This is a genomic window from Streptococcus sp. DD13, assembly GCF_001578875.1.
In the GTDB taxonomy this organism is placed as follows: domain Bacteria; phylum Bacillota; class Bacilli; order Lactobacillales; family Streptococcaceae; genus Streptococcus.
Genome location: NZ_KQ969507.1, coordinates 142,464 through 158,153, shown reverse-complemented (window position 1 = coordinate 158,153; position 15,690 = coordinate 142,464). Strand labels below are relative to the sequence as shown.

The 15,690-nt window shown below is 48.2% G+C and carries 11 protein-coding genes and 1 pseudogene; 2 read left to right on the top strand and 10 right to left on the bottom strand.

Going from position 1 to position 15,690, the window contains the following annotated elements:
- Nucleotides 1–7: 7 nt before the first annotated feature.
- The 3 genes from STRDD13_RS07020 to STRDD13_RS07010 form a co-directional block, all read right to left on the bottom strand.
- Nucleotides 8–466 carry an Rrf2 family transcriptional regulator gene (locus STRDD13_RS07020; protein ID WP_067103443.1) on the bottom strand — a complete coding sequence of 153 codons (459 nt, stop codon included), beginning with the start codon at nt 464–466 and terminating at the stop codon, nt 8–10.
- Between the two features lie 105 nt (nt 467–571).
- The gene (locus tag STRDD13_RS07015; protein ID WP_067103441.1) at nt 572–1,300 is read right to left on the bottom strand and encodes a pseudouridine synthase; all 729 of its coding nucleotides are present in this window, start codon (nt 1,298–1,300) and stop codon (nt 572–574) included.
- Nucleotides 1,301–1,414: 114 nt separating this feature from the next.
- The gene (locus STRDD13_RS07010; RefSeq protein ID WP_067103439.1) at nt 1,415–2,578 is read right to left on the bottom strand and encodes an MFS transporter; all 1,164 of its coding nucleotides are present in this window, start codon (nt 2,576–2,578) and stop codon (nt 1,415–1,417) included.
- 86 nt (nt 2,579–2,664) lie between these two features.
- Here STRDD13_RS07010 and STRDD13_RS07005 point away from each other — a divergent pair, with 86 nt between their 5' ends.
- Entirely contained in the window at nt 2,665–3,333 is a 669-nt protein-coding gene (locus tag STRDD13_RS07005; protein WP_067103438.1) for a Crp/Fnr family transcriptional regulator, read from the top strand.
- 58 nt (nt 3,334–3,391) lie between these two features.
- Nucleotides 3,392–4,006: a peptide deformylase gene (gene def, locus STRDD13_RS07000; protein WP_067103437.1), complete on the top strand. Its 615-nt coding sequence runs from the start codon at nt 3,392–3,394 to the stop codon at nt 4,004–4,006.
- 414 nt (nt 4,007–4,420) lie between these two features.
- Here def and STRDD13_RS06990 read toward each other — a convergent pair whose 3' ends face one another.
- The 7 genes and pseudogenes from STRDD13_RS06990 to STRDD13_RS06960 all read right to left on the bottom strand — a co-directional run.
- On the bottom strand, nt 4,421–4,648 hold the full coding sequence (locus STRDD13_RS06990; protein WP_067103433.1) for a GlsB/YeaQ/YmgE family stress response membrane protein: 228 nt from the start codon (nt 4,646–4,648) through the stop codon (nt 4,421–4,423).
- A gap of 1 nt (nt 4,649) precedes the next feature.
- Nucleotides 4,650–5,891 (bottom strand): aminopeptidase, encoded by a 1,242-nt coding sequence (locus tag STRDD13_RS06985; protein WP_067103431.1) that lies wholly within the window; start codon nt 5,889–5,891, stop codon nt 4,650–4,652.
- Between the two features lie 122 nt (nt 5,892–6,013).
- On the bottom strand, nt 6,014–8,557 hold the full coding sequence (locus STRDD13_RS06980) for a beta-glucosidase (RefSeq protein WP_067103429.1): 2,544 nt from the start codon (nt 8,555–8,557) through the stop codon (nt 6,014–6,016).
- 185 nt (nt 8,558–8,742) lie between these two features.
- Nucleotides 8,743–13,138: pseudogene (locus STRDD13_RS06975) on the bottom strand (PolC-type DNA polymerase III).
- 180 nt (nt 13,139–13,318) lie between these two features.
- A complete protein-coding gene (locus STRDD13_RS06970; protein WP_067103427.1) occupies nt 13,319–14,077 on the bottom strand; it encodes an amino acid ABC transporter ATP-binding protein in 759 nt (252 codons plus the stop codon).
- The gene (locus STRDD13_RS06965) at nt 14,071–15,096 is read right to left on the bottom strand and encodes a uroporphyrinogen decarboxylase family protein (RefSeq protein WP_067103424.1); all 1,026 of its coding nucleotides are present in this window, start codon (nt 15,094–15,096) and stop codon (nt 14,071–14,073) included. The genes STRDD13_RS06970 and STRDD13_RS06965 overlap by 7 nt, the downstream gene beginning before the upstream one ends.
- The coding region (locus STRDD13_RS06960) for an ABC transporter permease subunit (protein WP_082781222.1) at nt 15,089–15,690 on the bottom strand (602 nt) is incomplete at its 5' end. The genes STRDD13_RS06965 and STRDD13_RS06960, both read right to left, overlap by 8 nt.

Sequence of the window (15,690 nt, the reverse complement as noted above, 5' to 3'; positions counted from 1 at the left end):
TTTGAGGTTATTCCTTGGGGACTTGAGTTTGGATGGCCTCGTTTGCATCCTGGACCACTTGCGCAAGGCTTTGCTCGGCCAATTGCGTCTCCAAGGCTGTCTGCGCCGCCACCAAAGTCCCATCCAAAACAGTATGAATGTTCCGTCCAATCGGACACTCTGGATTGGGGTTTTCATGAAAACTAAAGAGCTCCCCACTAGGGGCGATGCTATCGACTGCCTGATAGACCTGATAGAGATTGATTTCTTGAGGCGAACGCGTCAGTCTCACGCCTCCAGCCCCTCTCTGAACTGTTACGAGACCCGCATTTCTCAACTGGGATAAGGTTTTTCGTATAATGACCGGATTCACTCCAACACTCCCAGCAATGTAATCACTAGTTAAGCGTACAGAGGGATCATCCTGCTGGAGCGCCACCAATGTCAATAGGTGACTAGCAATGGTAAATCGACTAGATATTTGCATGAGGATTCCTTCTTTTGATTGGATTATTTTTTCTGTCTACTCCCATTATACCGAAAGAGGTTGTAATGTCAAATGTTACACCAAAACCCGATACGCAACTGCCTCTTAGAGTTCCACCCCAATTCCTGCTAGAGCACTTAACTCCTGAGAATGGAGGCGGCGATACTCTCCTAGCTGCAAGCTCTCATCCAATGTCAGGGGGCCCATACTCAGTCGCTGGAGGTCTAGAACTTCCTTGCCACACGCAGCAACCATGCGCTTTACTTGATGGTACTTGCCTTCTGCTACAGTAATCTCAACCAACGAGGTCTCTGACACCTCATCTATTTCCAGGATCTGCAAGTGGGCTGGAAGCGTTGTAAAATCCTTTAGGGAAATCCCGCGTTCAAAGCACTCCTGGTCTTCAACCGTCATAATTCCTTGGACCTTAGCCCGATAGACCTTGCTGACATGCTTTTTGGGGGACAAGAGGGCATGAGCGAGCGCGCCATTGTTGGTCAGTAACAATAAGCCATGCGTGTCTTGGTCCAGACGACCTACTGGAAAAACGTCCTTTTGCCTAGCTGCTTGATCCAAGAGATCGAGAACCGTTTGTTTGCGGGCATCCTTGGTAGCAGACAGCACCCCTTTGGGCTTATTTAACAAATAATACACAAACTTTTCGTAGGCCAAGTCGACACCATCCAACTGGACGCGATCCTTTGTCTCTTCTATGTGCCGCTTAGGAGACTTTTCTGGCTGGTCGTTCACCAAGACGCGTCCATCCTTCAAAATCCCTTTGACCGTGGTACGACTTCCTACACCACACTCTACTAAAAATTTATCTAGTCTCATACGAACCTCTTTTCATTCCTATTATATCATAAGAAGGAAAGAGCGAACGCGTCCTTGGCTAGTAGCCTTTCGACAAGAAAACCACTCCTGAAAGGAAGGAGCGGTCCCAACGAGCTATGAAGCTGAAGACTTCCCAGACCTTCTAAATAAGAAGGCGAGGAAAGCCGATCCCAAGAGAAGGCTTGCTGCAAAGAAGAGGAAACTTGTGAAGCCGGTCCAACCAAAGCTAGCGAGAATCTTGAGAACGATAGGAGTCAAGGCTGAACCAAAATTACAGCCCACCAAGACGATAGAGGTAGCTCCATTCAAGAGCTGCAAGGAAATCCTCTCTGACAGTTGACTGAAAATACAGGTCAAAATAATGCTATAAAAGAAACCAGCAATCACTTCAGAGAGTCCTAACACCCAAATCGTCGGAGAAAAACCGATTCCTAGTAGTCCCAGCGCGAGTCCGAGATGGGCCAAGACCAACAGATTCTTCTGGAAATGGCGAAGGAGACCCGCAAAGCTAAGACCCGCTAAGATCCCCACTAGCTGCTGTAAACTTAGGATAAAACTCGCTTCTTGCTCGCTTCCAAAGCCGGCCGACAAGACCAGGTCTGCTGTTCGCAGGCTAATACTGGAATTGATACAAATAACCCATCCCGCTACCAAAGCCAGGCCCATAGAAAGAAGGCGCTCCCTTGAAGAAAGGCGAGCCGACTTTTCCTTTTTGGATGTCTTTTTCTCAGATGATTCTCGGGGGACAAAGAAGAGATAAGCCAGCAGGATCAGCAGGGAAACGCCATAAATCCCGAAGGACCAGGTCCAATTATGGGGAACCAAAAGTCCGACTACAAAAGTCAGACAGGCCGATCCGACCACTTCCGCAGATCCTCGGTAGCCCAACATTTGTGTTTTTTCTCTTCCCTTGTAGCGCTCACTGATGATGCTAATCGCAGTAGCATTGATCAATCCTGTCCCAACTCCAAAAGCCATCCGTGTCACCAAGACAAGGAGATAGGTCTGATTGAAGAGGGGAAAGAGTCCTGCCACAGTCATGGTCAGAAGTCCCAGGATAATCGTTTGATGCTCCGTCAACCAGCGACTCAGAAAACGATTGAGCAACAAGGTCGCCACCACAAAAAAGGAGGGGATTGACACCAAGAGCTCCACCTGGTCTACTGGATAACTGCTGTAAAATTCCTTCATCTTGGGCAGAATGCTTGAGATGGAGAAAGACGAGATGAGCATAAAGGACAGGCCTAAAATGCTGACTTTTTCTAAAATTTTTCTCATAGGAGACTCCAACTTGATTTTTTTCTTCTAATCAGTATAATAAATTCATCCCTAAAAAAATAGGACATATGTCCTAGTGAGGTCCTATGAAAAACTATTCTTGCCCACCAGAATTATCCACCCTCCTCAATGACTATCACTTGCAGACGATTTTCCCGGTAGAGTCCCTTCCTCATCTACAGCTTGTCACCTATCGTACAGGCCAAGTGATTTGCCAACAAGGGCAGATCCAGACTGTCCTTCCTTATCTGATAGAGGGAGAGTTAACCATTTCTCATAGTCTGGAAAATGGGGTCGACACGATTTTGCAAACCCAACGCGAGCCTGGTCTCATCGGAGAAATCGAACTGATTCTCAATCGGGTTTGCATTTCCTCCGTTGTCGCTACCAAACCGACTACTGTCGTCCAACTAGCTGTCGCTCCTTGGCGAGAACGCCTGCTATCAGACCCAACCTTCCTCCTTCATACCAGCCAAACTCTAGCTGAAAAGCTACATTATATCAATCACTCGACTCCCACGCACCTTCACTATACGGTCAAAGAGCGTTTGGCTACCCATCTCCTCCAACAGGAGACCTACTCCCCTATCTTTCCACTATCCTTAACTGCCCTTTCTTCTCGCTACGGGGTCAGCTACCGCCACTTGAGCCGTGTGGTAAAAGAATTGATCGATGAGGGCTTGATTGCTCGAGACAAAAGACGCTACCAAATCCTCGATCCTAAAGGACTGAGCCGTTATCAGATTCAGAACTAGCTTTCTTTTCTTCTAGTATATTTCGTGCTATACTAATAGCATACCAAAGGAGGATACAATGACTGCTATCGAACACATTAGCAAAGCTGCGCATCAAATTGATATGAATGATATCATTCGCGAAGGACATCCAACCCTGCGCATGAAGGCCGAGGAAGTCACCTTTCCGCTATCCGATCAGGAAGTAATCCTGGGTGAAAAGATGCTCCAATTTTTGCATCATTCGCAAGATCCTGTCATGGCTGAAAAAATGGGCCTTCGTGGGGGAGTGGGTCTAGCTGCACCTCAGTTAGATATTTCCAAGCGAATCATTGCTGTCTTAGTGCCAAACCCTGAAGATCCAGAAGGGAACCCTCCTGCTGAAGCCTACGACCTAAGGGAAGTCATGTACAATCCCAAAATCGTTTCCCACTCTGTCCAAGAGGCTGCACTAGCAGACGGAGAAGGATGTTTATCTGTCGATCGTGAGGTCCCTGGTTTGGTCGTACGTCATGCCCGTATCACGGTAGAGTATTTTGATAAAAATGGAGAAAAACACCGCCTGAAACTTAAGGGCTACAAGGCCATCGTCGTCCAGCATGAGATCGACCACACAAATGGGATCATGTTTTATGATCGGATCGACCCAGAAGCTCCTCTCAAAGTTAAAGAGGACCTCTTGATTATCGAATAAGGGCTTGTTCCCAAGCAAGAAGAAGAGAGGGGGACAGAAATCGGTCATTCGGTAGAATACGATTTGGTCGTCCCCCCTCTGCACAGTTGAGTAGGGCTGTAAAAGCTGATGAAATCAGCCTAGTAGAGTCCACTCAACCACTGCATCTTGCTCGACAATCCAAAAACAATGGAGAGGCTAGGACTTTTGTCCCAGCCTCTTTTTGATTGTGATTTTGCTGTCCTTGGAATGCTTTCGCACCATTTTTGCAATCTTGCTTCCAAAAACGGCTAAGGGCAACAGGTTTTTCTATTCGAAAGGCTTCCTCAGCCAATCCCTTCTACTAATAAAAAAGCAAACAAACGAGTATTCTGCAGATCAGAAAACAAAGTTTGTTTGCTTTTTCTTTACATCCGGACAGTTGCCCAGCCTCATTTAGTCCCGGTCCGTAAAGAGGACCAGAAGCAGGATCGCCCCAAGGATAGAGGGGATGACAGCCATATCGGCTACGATTGGTCCCCAGTTACCAAAGAGGGCCTGACCGACCCAGGCTCCTAGGAGTCCGACAAGGACCCGACCGATACAGCCGACTCGATTTTCTCGATCCGTCAAGCTACTCGCAATCAAGCCAATCATGGCTCCCGTTAAAATCGACCAGAGCATCTTAAATCGCCCAGTCGCCTTGGCGGAAGATTGGCACCACTGTACCATCTTCACGGATACCATCGACGTCCATCTGGTCAGAACCAATCATGAAGTCGACGTGGACATCGGAGCGGTTAAGGCCAGCTGCTTCCAGTTCTTCTTCGGACATCTCCGTTCCCCCTTCGATAGAAAAGGCGTAGGCCGCCCCAATCGCCAGGTGGTTAGAGGCATTTTCATCAAAGAGCGTGGTAAAGAAAGTAATATTGGATTGGGAAATGGGACTCTTATCTGGAACCAAGGCAACTTCGCCCAAGGCGCGTGCTCCACGGTTTTCAAAGACCAATTTCTTGATGACTTCATCACCTTTTTCTGCTGAAGCTTCAACGATTTCTCCATCCTTGAAGACAACCTTGATGCCTTCGATGATGTTTCCGTTGTAGCTGAGGGGTTTGGTCGAAGTCACGTAGCCGTCTGCCACGCGATAGTCTGGCGCGGTAAAGACTTCTTCAGTCGGCATGTTGGCCACAAAATGCTCGCCTCGAGAGTTGATAGACCCAGCTGCTTCCCAGAGATGATTCTTAGGCAAACCAAGCGTCAAGTCAGTACCTGGTGCAGTATAGTGGAGTTTGACAAATTGTTCCTTGTTTAGCACAGTCGCCTTTTCTACCAAGCGATCCTCATGGTCAATCCAAGCTTGAACAGGATCCGCTTCATAGACGCGACAGGTTTTGAAGATTTGGTCCCACAAAAGGTCCACAGCTTCTTCTTCAGTTGCTGCGTCTGGAAAGACGGTTTTGGCCCAAGCAGGACTCGCTGCAGCCCCCAGAGTCCAGCTCATCTTGTTGGCTTGGCTCGCCAAGCGAAGAGGCTTCAAGGCAATCGCTGCGGCACGTGCGGCACGAGATGTCTTGTCTGGGTCAATGCCGTCCAAGTTTCCTGGATCATCGGACAAGATCACCAAACGACTAGCCCCTGTTTCTAAGATATAATTCATCTCTTCCACACGATGGGCAGGAACCTTCTCCAAGCGTTCCACAGGGACATGGAGGTAACGTTCCCGTGTGATGAAGTCGTCTTCCCACTGGAGAAGAACTTCACTTGCACCAAGAGCATACGCTTCTTTGACAATCAAGCGAGCCAAGGGTGCCTGATCTACAGCAATCCGAAGGGCCACTGTGTGACCTGGTTGGACATTGATCCCTCGTTTGACCAAGAGGTGGGCGTATTTTGCAAGATGTTCGTTAAAATTTGGTAAGACCATGAAATACTCCTTTAAAAACTAACTTTCTATCCTAGTATACCATAGATTGGAAGGAGACGGCCGGCAAAAGTAGGAGGAAGATGAGCTGACAAGATAGCTTTCCGATATTCTGTTAGACAGGGTTACTGGTTTCCTTTAGCTTGTGAGACTTCCAACATCACTGCTAGAATATGGCTGGCTGCCGCTTGTAACTCTGCTCTAGTCAATGGATACGGAACGTCTGCCTGATCCAATGCTCCTAAAATGTCCTCCAGATCCCGCTTGCCACCGGGCATGGTCAAGTCATTTCCAGCTTTGACATGACCTGAGGCAAAGGCGACAGGATATTTTTCCTCTCCTGTCTCCATCCCTCCTGTCACAAACCAATCACTCATAACAAAGCCTGTAAATCCCCACTCATCCCGCAGGGTCGAGACCAGAAGGTCCTTCTCTTGACTGGCGTGTTCTTGATTGATCAAATTATAAGATGTCATCACTACTTTTGGATCCGCTTCCTTCACACAGATTTCAAATCCTTTTAGGTAGATCTCTCTTAGGGCCCGCTGAGATAAGACACTATTAGAGTTGTAGCGGTTGGTTTCTTGATTGTTGGCCGCAAAGTGTTTGATGGTCACCAGCCGTCCTGGATGAGATTGGACTCCCTGGACCATGGCAGCTGCCATCTTCCCGCTCAAGAGGGGGTCTTCTGAAAAGTACTCGAAATTCCGTCCGCAAAGAGGGGAGCGATGGATATTAAGAGCAGGAGCCAGCCAGATATCGATGCCAAAGAGATCCATTTCAGAACCGACTAAATCTCCAAGTTGGTGAGCAAGATCTGTATTCCACGACTGAGCAAGAGCCGTCCCAATGGGAAAGGCTGTACAGTATTGATAATAGAGGATTTCGTCTTCCGATTGTTCTTGCAAAGGGGATACGGCAAGTCCCGATTGAGCCAACTCTTCCGCCGTCAGGGCTTCCTGGTAGGCTGCTTTAAAGCTCTGATCACGAGAAACAGGCTTCCCATCCTGTAAGGTATACCTTCTGGACAAGCGTAGTCCTGCTGGTCCATCGGCCATGACGAACTCCGGAATCTGGTAGGCTCGATTAAAATGAGTGGTTTCTCCTGCTCCACCTGCTACTTTCTCCGAAGCATTCCCCACAACGGAGGTTCCTGCTTGCGTACTAAACTGACCGATACAAAGATGGGCCAATTCTTCATTGCTTAGCTGGGCGATAAAGTCATCTAAGCAAACCCTGCTTTTTACGACATCTGTCCAAGTACTGCTGCAGTTCGTTTTCATTTCGATAGGGGAACTCGTATAGGTGGGGATTTTTTGGGTAAAACGACTGGCTTGTAGGTTGAAGACGGAATGACTTGCTGATTTTTCCACCATCTGGATCAATCCTAGCTGATCGGGAACCTGATCCAATCCCTCTTGCTTGCTCCCGATCGGTCTCAGACTCTCTACTGCCACTGTCTCGTCTAAGCGGAGAATGGCAATCTGTCGTGTATCTCTCGAGGAATTCCCTATAGCCAACTGATAATCTCCCTGCTCTAAGACAAACGCAGAGGCTGTTTCATCAAAGGAAGCTAGACTAGAGGTTGAAATATGAAGGATGAGAGTTTCTGACTGACCAGGCTTTAATTCGCTGGTTTTGGCAAAACCTTTTAACTCTTGGTAAGGCTTGTCGAGATCAGTCTGTGGGGGGCGAACATAGGCTTGAAGGACTTCTTTACCTGGTCGGTTCCCTGTATTTTTGACCAGAACTTCTATCCGGATTTCCTCTTCATCAGCTAGGACCTTGCATTCTTGCCAGTCAAAGGTCGTATAAGACAAGCCAAAGCCAAAAGGAAAGGTCGGTTGTTGATTCGTTCGGTCAAAGTAACGATATCCTACATAAATCCCTTCTTTGTAATAGGTGTCATCCATGGCTCCAAAACCATCGGTACTGGGATAGGAAGCAAGAGGTGCCCAGCTGGTCGTCAGCTTTCCAGATGGAGTCGCCATGCCAAACAAGACATCTGCCAAACTATCCCCACTGGCCATTCCCAGCTGGCTCATCAAGAGAATGGTCTCGACCTCCAAGACAGGGGTCAAATCCACCACTCCCCCGACATTAAGGACTAGTACAAACTGCTGGTAAGTCTGATGCAACTGTAAGATATCCCGGATTTCCTCCTCTGTCAGTTGGAAATCTCCTGGCTCTGCCGTCCGGTCTACCCCTTCACCGCTACTACGCGAGAGAACATAGACTGCGGTATCTCCTGCTCCATCTAATTCAAATTGGTAGGAGGGTTCCGGTGCTGTCAGCCACATCAATGACAGGGCCGCCTGCTCTCCCCTAGCTAGACTTTCTGCGAGTTTTCTTTTGAAAAAGGCACGGTTGCTCGCTTGACGAGCTGCATCATATTGGTCCAACCAAGAGGTGCTGGTAATCTTTATCCCCGCTCGCTTGATCCCTTCTTCAACCGTAGTGAAGTGACGGACATTGACATCCCCGGATCCCGTACCTCCCTTCACAGTATGGCGGACCCCACTTCCATATAGGGCAATCTGCTCTGGCTTTTCCATGGGAAGGAGACCCCGGTCGTTCTTCAAGAGGACCATACACTCCGCCCCTGCCTTTCGGACCATATCGATACCATAGTGCTCAAACTCTGAAATTGTACTTGTCTTTATTCTCATGACGATACCTTTCTACTGTACAAAAGACCGTCTATCTGTATCGAGACGGGCGTGCTATTAGTATAGCATGATTGAGGTCTAAAGTGAGACCTGGGCCAGACGATTTTGTATGAAAAAAGAAAAGAATAGGCTTCCGACACCTAGACCAGAGTGCCTAGGGACAGGAGAGCATATTCTTGCTTGGATTAAAACAAATCATCAAAGAGGCTAAGTTGGTTGTCTTCTGGCATATTTCCTAAGATACCCATCTCATCCATCTTTTCGACAATGGTACTAGAAGCCCCGCCTCGTTTTCGGAGCTCAGTTTTAGAAAGAAACTCCCCTTCTGAACGGGCTGCAACGATCTGCTTGGCCACGTTTTCCCCCAGGCCATCCATAGCCACAAAAGGAGGAATCAAGGTATCCCCTTCAATCTGAAACTCAGTCGCATCCGATTTGTAGAGATCTAGCTTGCCAAATTGGAAGCCACGCTCCAGCATCTCGTTGACGATTTCAAGCGTGGTATAGAGGTCAATTTCCACATTGGAGGCTTCGTTGTTTTTCCGTTTGAGGGAGATTTCCTCCATCTTGGCCTTGACGCGACTTAACCCGCCGGACATAGTCGCTAGATCAAAAGCCTTGGCCCGGATAGAGAAGTAGGCACAGTAGTAATAAAGCGGATGGTGGACCTTAAAGTAAGCCACGCGCAGGGCCATCATAACATAAGCCGCCGCATGGGCCTTAGGGAACATGTACTTGATTTTTCCACAAGACTCGATATACCAGTCAGGGACATTGTTGTCCTTCATAGCCTGAATGTAGCCACCGCGCTCCTCCTCGGAGATCTTAAGCCACATGCCTTTTCGCACCCGCTCCATGATGTTAAAGGCCATCTTAGGTTCGAGACCTGCGTGCATAAGGTAAACCATGATATCATCCCGACAGCCGATAACGGTCGATAGATCGGCAATTCCCGCCTTGATCAGATCTTGGGCATTGCCCAGCCAGACATCCGTCCCGTGAGAGAGTCCTGATAGCTGTAGAAGCTCCGCAAAGGTCGTTGGATGGGTCTCTTCAACCATCCCGCGAACAAAGTTAGTCCCAAACTCGGGAATCCCCAACATCCCAGTTGGTGTCCCGATCTGCTCCGGTGTCACCCCCAAAATCTCCGTCCCTGAAAAGAGGGCCATGACCCCGGGATCATCTGCCCGGATGGTCTGTGGATCAATCCCAGATAAGTCTTGGAGTTTTCGGACCATGGTCGGATCATCGTGTCCTAGGACATCAAGTTTGAGGATATTTTCATCGATATCGTGGAAGTTGAAGTGGGTCGTCTGCCACTCTGCTGTCACATCATCCGCCGGATACTGGACTGGAGTAAAGTCATAGACATCCATGTAATCTGGAATCACGACGATCCCCCCTGGATGCTGACCGGTCGTCCGCTTGACACCTGCTGCTCCAGCGGCCAGTCGTTCCACCTCGACATCACGGTAAAACTTGCCATAGTCCCGCTCATAGCCTCGAACGAAGCCATAAGCGGTCTTGTCCGCTACGGTACCGACTGTTCCTGCCCGGTAGGCATATTGCTCCCCAAAGATATCCCGGACATCCAAGTGGGCGTAGGGCTGGTCGTCTCCTGAGAAGTTGAGATCGATATCGGGGACCTTGTCCCCATCAAAACCAAGGAAAGTCTCAAAGGGAATATCCTGTCCGTCCTTGCGGTATTCGCTACCACATTCCGGACACTGTTTGTCTGGCATGTCAAAACCTGAACCATAAGAACCATCTGTGACAAATTCACTGTGCTGGCAAGACGGGCAGACATAGTGGGGGGGCATCGGATTGACCTCGGTAATCCCAATCATGGTCGCCACAAAGGAAGAGCCGACAGAACCCCCTGGACCCCACCAGGTAGCCTCGCTCGTTGGAGCGGTTGACCAACATCTGGGAAGCCAGGTAAATCACGGCAAAGCCATTTCCCAAGATGGACGTTAACTCCTTTTCAATCCGCAAGTCAATGATATCAGGAAGCGGATTGCCATAAATCTCAAAGGCTTTTTGATAGGTCATCTCAGCGACCCGTTCCTCGGCCTTTTCGATATAAGGGGTATAGAGATCCTTTTTGACGACCTCGATCTCTTCAAATCGATCCACCAAGGCATTGGGGTTGGTAATAACAATTTCCCTCGCTAGAGCTTCTCCCAAGAAAGCAAACTCGTCCAGCATTTCATTGGTGGTACGAAAATGCGCCTTGGGTAGCGGAGCCGGCTGGGCTGCTTCTCCGTGTCCAATCGGTCGATTGATCATGGCTCCTTGTCCAAGTGAACGCACGATAATCTCCCGGTAAATCTCTTCTTCAGGGTCCAGATAGTGGACATTTCCTGTAGCTAGGACAGGCTTATCCGCCCGACGTCCGACCTCAATGAGATTTTGGATGAGACTCTGGATTTCCTCCCGATCCTTAAACTGCTCTCGAGCAATCAGGGGTTCATAAAGAGCCGGAGGCATGACTTCGATAAAATCATAATAGCGAGCCACCTTGACCGCCTCATCGATCCCTTTGGACACCAGGACATCGAAGACTTCGCCTTCCGAACAGGCCGTTCCTAGAATGAGCCCTTCTCGGTGGGCATCTAGGACCGTCCGCGGGATACGGGGCAACCCATCAAAATATCGAGTATTGGAGAGAGAAACTAATTTGAAGATATTTTTGAGCCCGACCTGGCTGACTACATAAAGAGTCGCGTGTTTGACACGTGCTTTTTTGTAAGAATCCTCCGCGATCAGCTGGGTATTGAGCTGGTTGAGATGGGTAATCCCATGCTTTTCTCTGGCTTCCTCTAGGAAGATAAAAAGTAGACGGCCGGTCGCTTCCGCATCATAGTTGGCCATGTGATGGTGTTCTAGAGCCACGCCAAAGCGTTTGGTCAGGGGACCAAGACCATGTCGCTTGTACTCCGGATAAAGATTGCGGGCAAACTCCAGCGTATCAATGACAGGTTGGCTGATTGTTGGAAGGCCATGCCGCTCATAATTGACATCCATAAAGCCAACGTCAAAGGTCGCATTGTGGGCGACTAGGACACTATCTTGACAAAACTCCTGGAAAGCTACCAGCACATCTGCTAAAGGCTTGGCATGGCGAACATGCTCGTCCGTAATCCCCGTCAAATCTGTCGTAAAGGCCGACAAAGGATGCCCCGGATTGATAAACTCATCAAACTCCGCAATGACATTGCCCTTGTACATTTTTGAGGCCGCAATTTGAATCAAGTCATTGTAGACTGCAGAAAGACCTGTCGTCTCCACGTCAAACACAACATAAGTGGCTTCTTTAAGGTCAACATCCGCTTCGTTATAGGCAATCGGAACACGATCCTCTACAATATTGGCTTCCATCCCAAAAAGAGGCTTAATCCCAGCTTTACGAGCCGCATGGTAGCCATGAGGGAAAGACTGAACATTGCCGTGGTCAGTGATGGCAATGGCCCGATGCCCCCATTGGGCTGCACGAGCAATCAGGTCCTCCACAGGAGGAAGAGCATCCATGGTCGACATATTGGTATGGGCGTGAAATTCGACCCGCTTCTCCCCCTCTGGCATCAGGTCCTTTCGGATGTCGTGCTTCACTTCCTGGATATCTCGGACATTCATGGTCAAATCCCGAGTAAAGTTATTGGTTTCGATGTCCCCTCGCACCCGGACCCAATTTCCCTTTTTGATCATGTCAAACTGCTGCGCTTCTTCTTCATTTTTAGCCCATTTTTGCAGGGCAAAAGAGGAAGTATAGTCTGTCATCTTAAAGTTAATAATCACCCGTCCTGTCCGGGTTACCTTGGTCTCTGCCGCAAAAATCAAACCTTCAAAAGTAATCCGGTTTTCTTCGGTGGTGATTTCCACCATGGGCGTAATGGTTTCCTTATCTAGCTTTACCTTGGTTGGAGATTTTTTCTTGAAATCAAAACTAGGTGGAGCTTGAGGAACCTGTGCAGGCGCAGCCTGACTCAGCTGTTCGAGCGCCTCCAGACTTTCCAGATTCGCTTGCTCATAAATAGATTCACTATGGACCTGAAAGGCAGCTTCTCTCTCTGCGGTCATCTCTTGACTCACTGAAATAGCGATTCGCATTTCCCCAAATCCAAAACGCTTCATCTGTTCTGCTAATTGAGACAGATTTTTCTTTTTAAAATGAGGGGCGTCGATGGTTTCCGGCCCATGAATCACCAGTATGCCTTCCCGGTAGTCTACTTCCAAATCTTGAAAAAGAGAGCAAAAAGCAGCACTCTCCTGGCATATCTCCTCTTCAAAAGCTTCCCGATAGTAGGCTTGTAGGAGATCTTTTTCAAAAATAGGCTGGTCCACTCTTATCTGGAAGACTGCTTGATTGCCTGTTTTTGCAAACTCCTGTGTGAGCCTAGCTTTCAAGAGTTGATACTGGGAGATCTCAAGGATCTGAGGGAAGCGGAAGGTGAAGTCCCAAATCTTACTAACTTTATGAAGGGTGACCTGCTCCATCTTTCCATCTGAAAAAGCCTTGGCCTCTGGGCGGTCAAGTGGCAATCCGATTTGTTCGAGCAAGAGTAGAAACTTATCTGACATAGCTATTCCCCTGTTTTTCTTATCTTTCCCCATTTTACCAAAAAGGAAGGACATTTTCTAGGCAGGGGCGTAAGAGCTAGCTACCAGACCCCCTCTTCCTTTCGAACCTCGTCTCAATCCTTGCCCATCCAAAAAAGACAGACAATAACTGCCTATCTCGATTCTGCATCGGACTCGTTCTTAACAAATCGGGTCCATATATAAGTCCGGAATGATCCGGGTCAAAAACTGCTTGGTCCGTTCTTCCTTTGGCTTGGTGAAAAAGACATCTGGATGACCCTCTTCAACAATATAGCCATTTTCCATAAAAATAACGTGATTGGCTACATCGCGGGCAAAACTCATCTCGTGGGTCACGACGACCATGGTCACTCCTTCTAGCGCCAACTGCTTCATGACGGCTAAGACATCGCCTATTAACTCCGGGTCTAGGGCCGACGTTGGCTCATCAAAGAGAATGACATCTGGCTTAACCGCAATCGCGCGTGCAATTCCAATCCGTTGCTGCTGCCCCCCCGAGAGCTGGCTTGGGTAAGCATCCCGATAGTCCAGAAGGCCGACTTTTTCTAGCGCTTCTTCTGCGATCTTCACGGCTTCTGCCTTGGGGACCTTCCGAGCGATGACCAGTCCTTCTAAGATATTTTCGATAGCCGTCTTATTGACAAAAAGGTTGTAATTTTGGAAAACAAAGGCTGTCTTTTTACGGATTTCTAAGATCTCTTTACTGTGCAGCTTAGATAGATCATAAGACTTTCCATCTAACGTTAACTGTCCACTATCTGCTGCTTCTAAGTGATTAAGGCAACGCAAGAAGGTGGTCTTCCCCGAACCGGATGGTCCTAAGATAGCCACAACATCCCCTTGATTCACTGTCACGGAGACGTCCTTCAAGACCTCCTTGTCTCCAAATCGTTTTGAGATATGGTCTACTTTTAGCATGATTTCTCCTTTTGTGCGTGCTCAAACAGAAGTTGCTCGGTTTCTTTTTTGATCCGAATCATAAAGCGAATTGTCTCTTCTGAAAAAGGATGACGAACCACGCATCCCGGTGTTAGAATGACCCCTTTCCCACCTGTATCGGTCAATACACGGTAGATCTGGTGGTATAAGTCATTGTAGTTTTCCTGTGTCACATCCATCCGATTTAGCCCTCCAAGAATCGTCTTCCTTGTGTAAAATTGGGCCTGTTTTGGCTCTGGAAGGCTCTCCCAGACATGCCAATTAAAGAGGGCGACAGGATAATCGCTCAAGAGTTCAAATAAGATATTCGTTCCATGAGCGTGGAGAGCATTTGCCCAACCTTCCTTAGCAGCAGCCAGCACCTGTAAATCATAAGGTCGACCGTATCTCTCATAGTCCTGGCTCCCAATGAGATCATACGAAGACATCTGGCTGGCAAAGTAAATCCCTGCTGCCCCGAGTCGAATAGCCTCTGCTGCCAGGGCAGCAGTAATGCTGGTAATCCGTTCAAGAGCTTGGTGGAGATAGCCCTCACGATCCTGTGCAATATAATCTGAAATGTTGCCCTTGGCTAACTTGGCTGCCGTTGTTAAGGGGCTAAAAATCGTCATCAAAACCGGCACTTCGCCATCCAACAAGTCCAGTGTCCGCTTGAGATAATCAAGCTCCCTTTGCAAAACGGCTGCCGTTTCCAACTCCAGTTCAGGCAAGTTTGCCCAATCTTCGTAACAAGTGATCGGGCTTTTTACAATCTTTGCGACACCACCTGTTGCAACCGCTGAGTAGTCTACCTCACACCCATAATCCTCTGTCGCATACATCCCGTTATTCAAGGTTTTGATCAGATCCAAATCGTATTTCCGATAAAGATCAACCGTTGCTTGGGCAAGTTGTTCCGGATTTCGATCAATTTCAGGCAAATGAGTCCAGAAGGAAAAGGGCACTTCTCCGATCCACTCCCCCTCGATAACCCGTCTGATTTTTTCATTTTTATCCACGTTTCTTCCCCCATTTTTGAATTTCCAGATGATCAAAAACTTGTTGTAAAATCCCACAAATCCCCCAATAGACAAGAGCTGCGGCTACATAAGATTCGATATAGCGGTTGTTGAGAGCTGCGGCATAGCGAGTGGTTTGCATGATTTCCACAAACCCGACTGTAAAAGCAAGAGATAGACTCTTGATATTCTTGAGGTAGGCATTGAGAACGACAGGAAGTGCGACTACCGCCACCTGAGGAAGGACAATCCTGCGAAAAACCTGGAAGGTCGTCATACCAATAGACAGGCCGGCCTCCATCTGGCGACCATCAAAAGATTGAAAGGCTCCACGAATATTTTCTGTTTCGATCGCCGCTTCATATAAAATATACGTCACCAAGATGATGAGCAAACTAGGTATGGTCGGTTTGACCTGGGAGACCCCGACCAAACCAAGAAAAGCTGTAGCAAATTTGGGAATAAAAGTATTGACCACTAAAAGATGAACGACCAACGGAATCCCACGGACATAGGAAATATATAGGCCAACCAAGGAATACAAAACGGGAACCCGTCGCAAGCGAATCCAAGCAAAAAGACTGCCTAAGCTCA

Bases quoted from the DNA above. Each gene is read 5' to 3' on its own strand.
- STRDD13_RS07020 (WP_067103443.1), bottom strand. From the start codon at position 466: ATGCAAATATCTAGTCGATTTACCATTGCTAGTCACCTATTGACATTG.
- STRDD13_RS07015 (WP_067103441.1), bottom strand. From the start codon at position 1,300: ATGAGACTAGATAAATTTTTAGTAGAGTGTGGTGTAGGAAGTCGTACC.
- STRDD13_RS07010 (WP_067103439.1), bottom strand. From the start codon at position 2,578: ATGAGAAAAATTTTAGAAAAAGTCAGCATTTTAGGCCTGTCCTTTATG.
- STRDD13_RS07005 (WP_067103438.1), top strand. From the start codon at position 2,665: ATGAAAAACTATTCTTGCCCACCAGAATTATCCACCCTCCTCAATGAC.
- def (WP_067103437.1), top strand. From the start codon at position 3,392: ATGACTGCTATCGAACACATTAGCAAAGCTGCGCATCAAATTGATATG.
- STRDD13_RS06990 (WP_067103433.1), bottom strand. From the start codon at position 4,648: ATGCTCTGGTCGATTTTAACGGGAGCCATGATTGGCTTGATTGCGAGT.
- STRDD13_RS06985 (WP_067103431.1), bottom strand. From the start codon at position 5,891: ATGGTCTTACCAAATTTTAACGAACATCTTGCAAAATACGCCCACCTC.
- STRDD13_RS06980 (WP_067103429.1), bottom strand. From the start codon at position 8,557: ATGAGAATAAAGACAAGTACAATTTCAGAGTTTGAGCACTATGGTATC.
- STRDD13_RS06970 (WP_067103427.1), bottom strand. From the start codon at position 14,077: ATGCTAAAAGTAGACCATATCTCAAAACGATTTGGAGACAAGGAGGTC.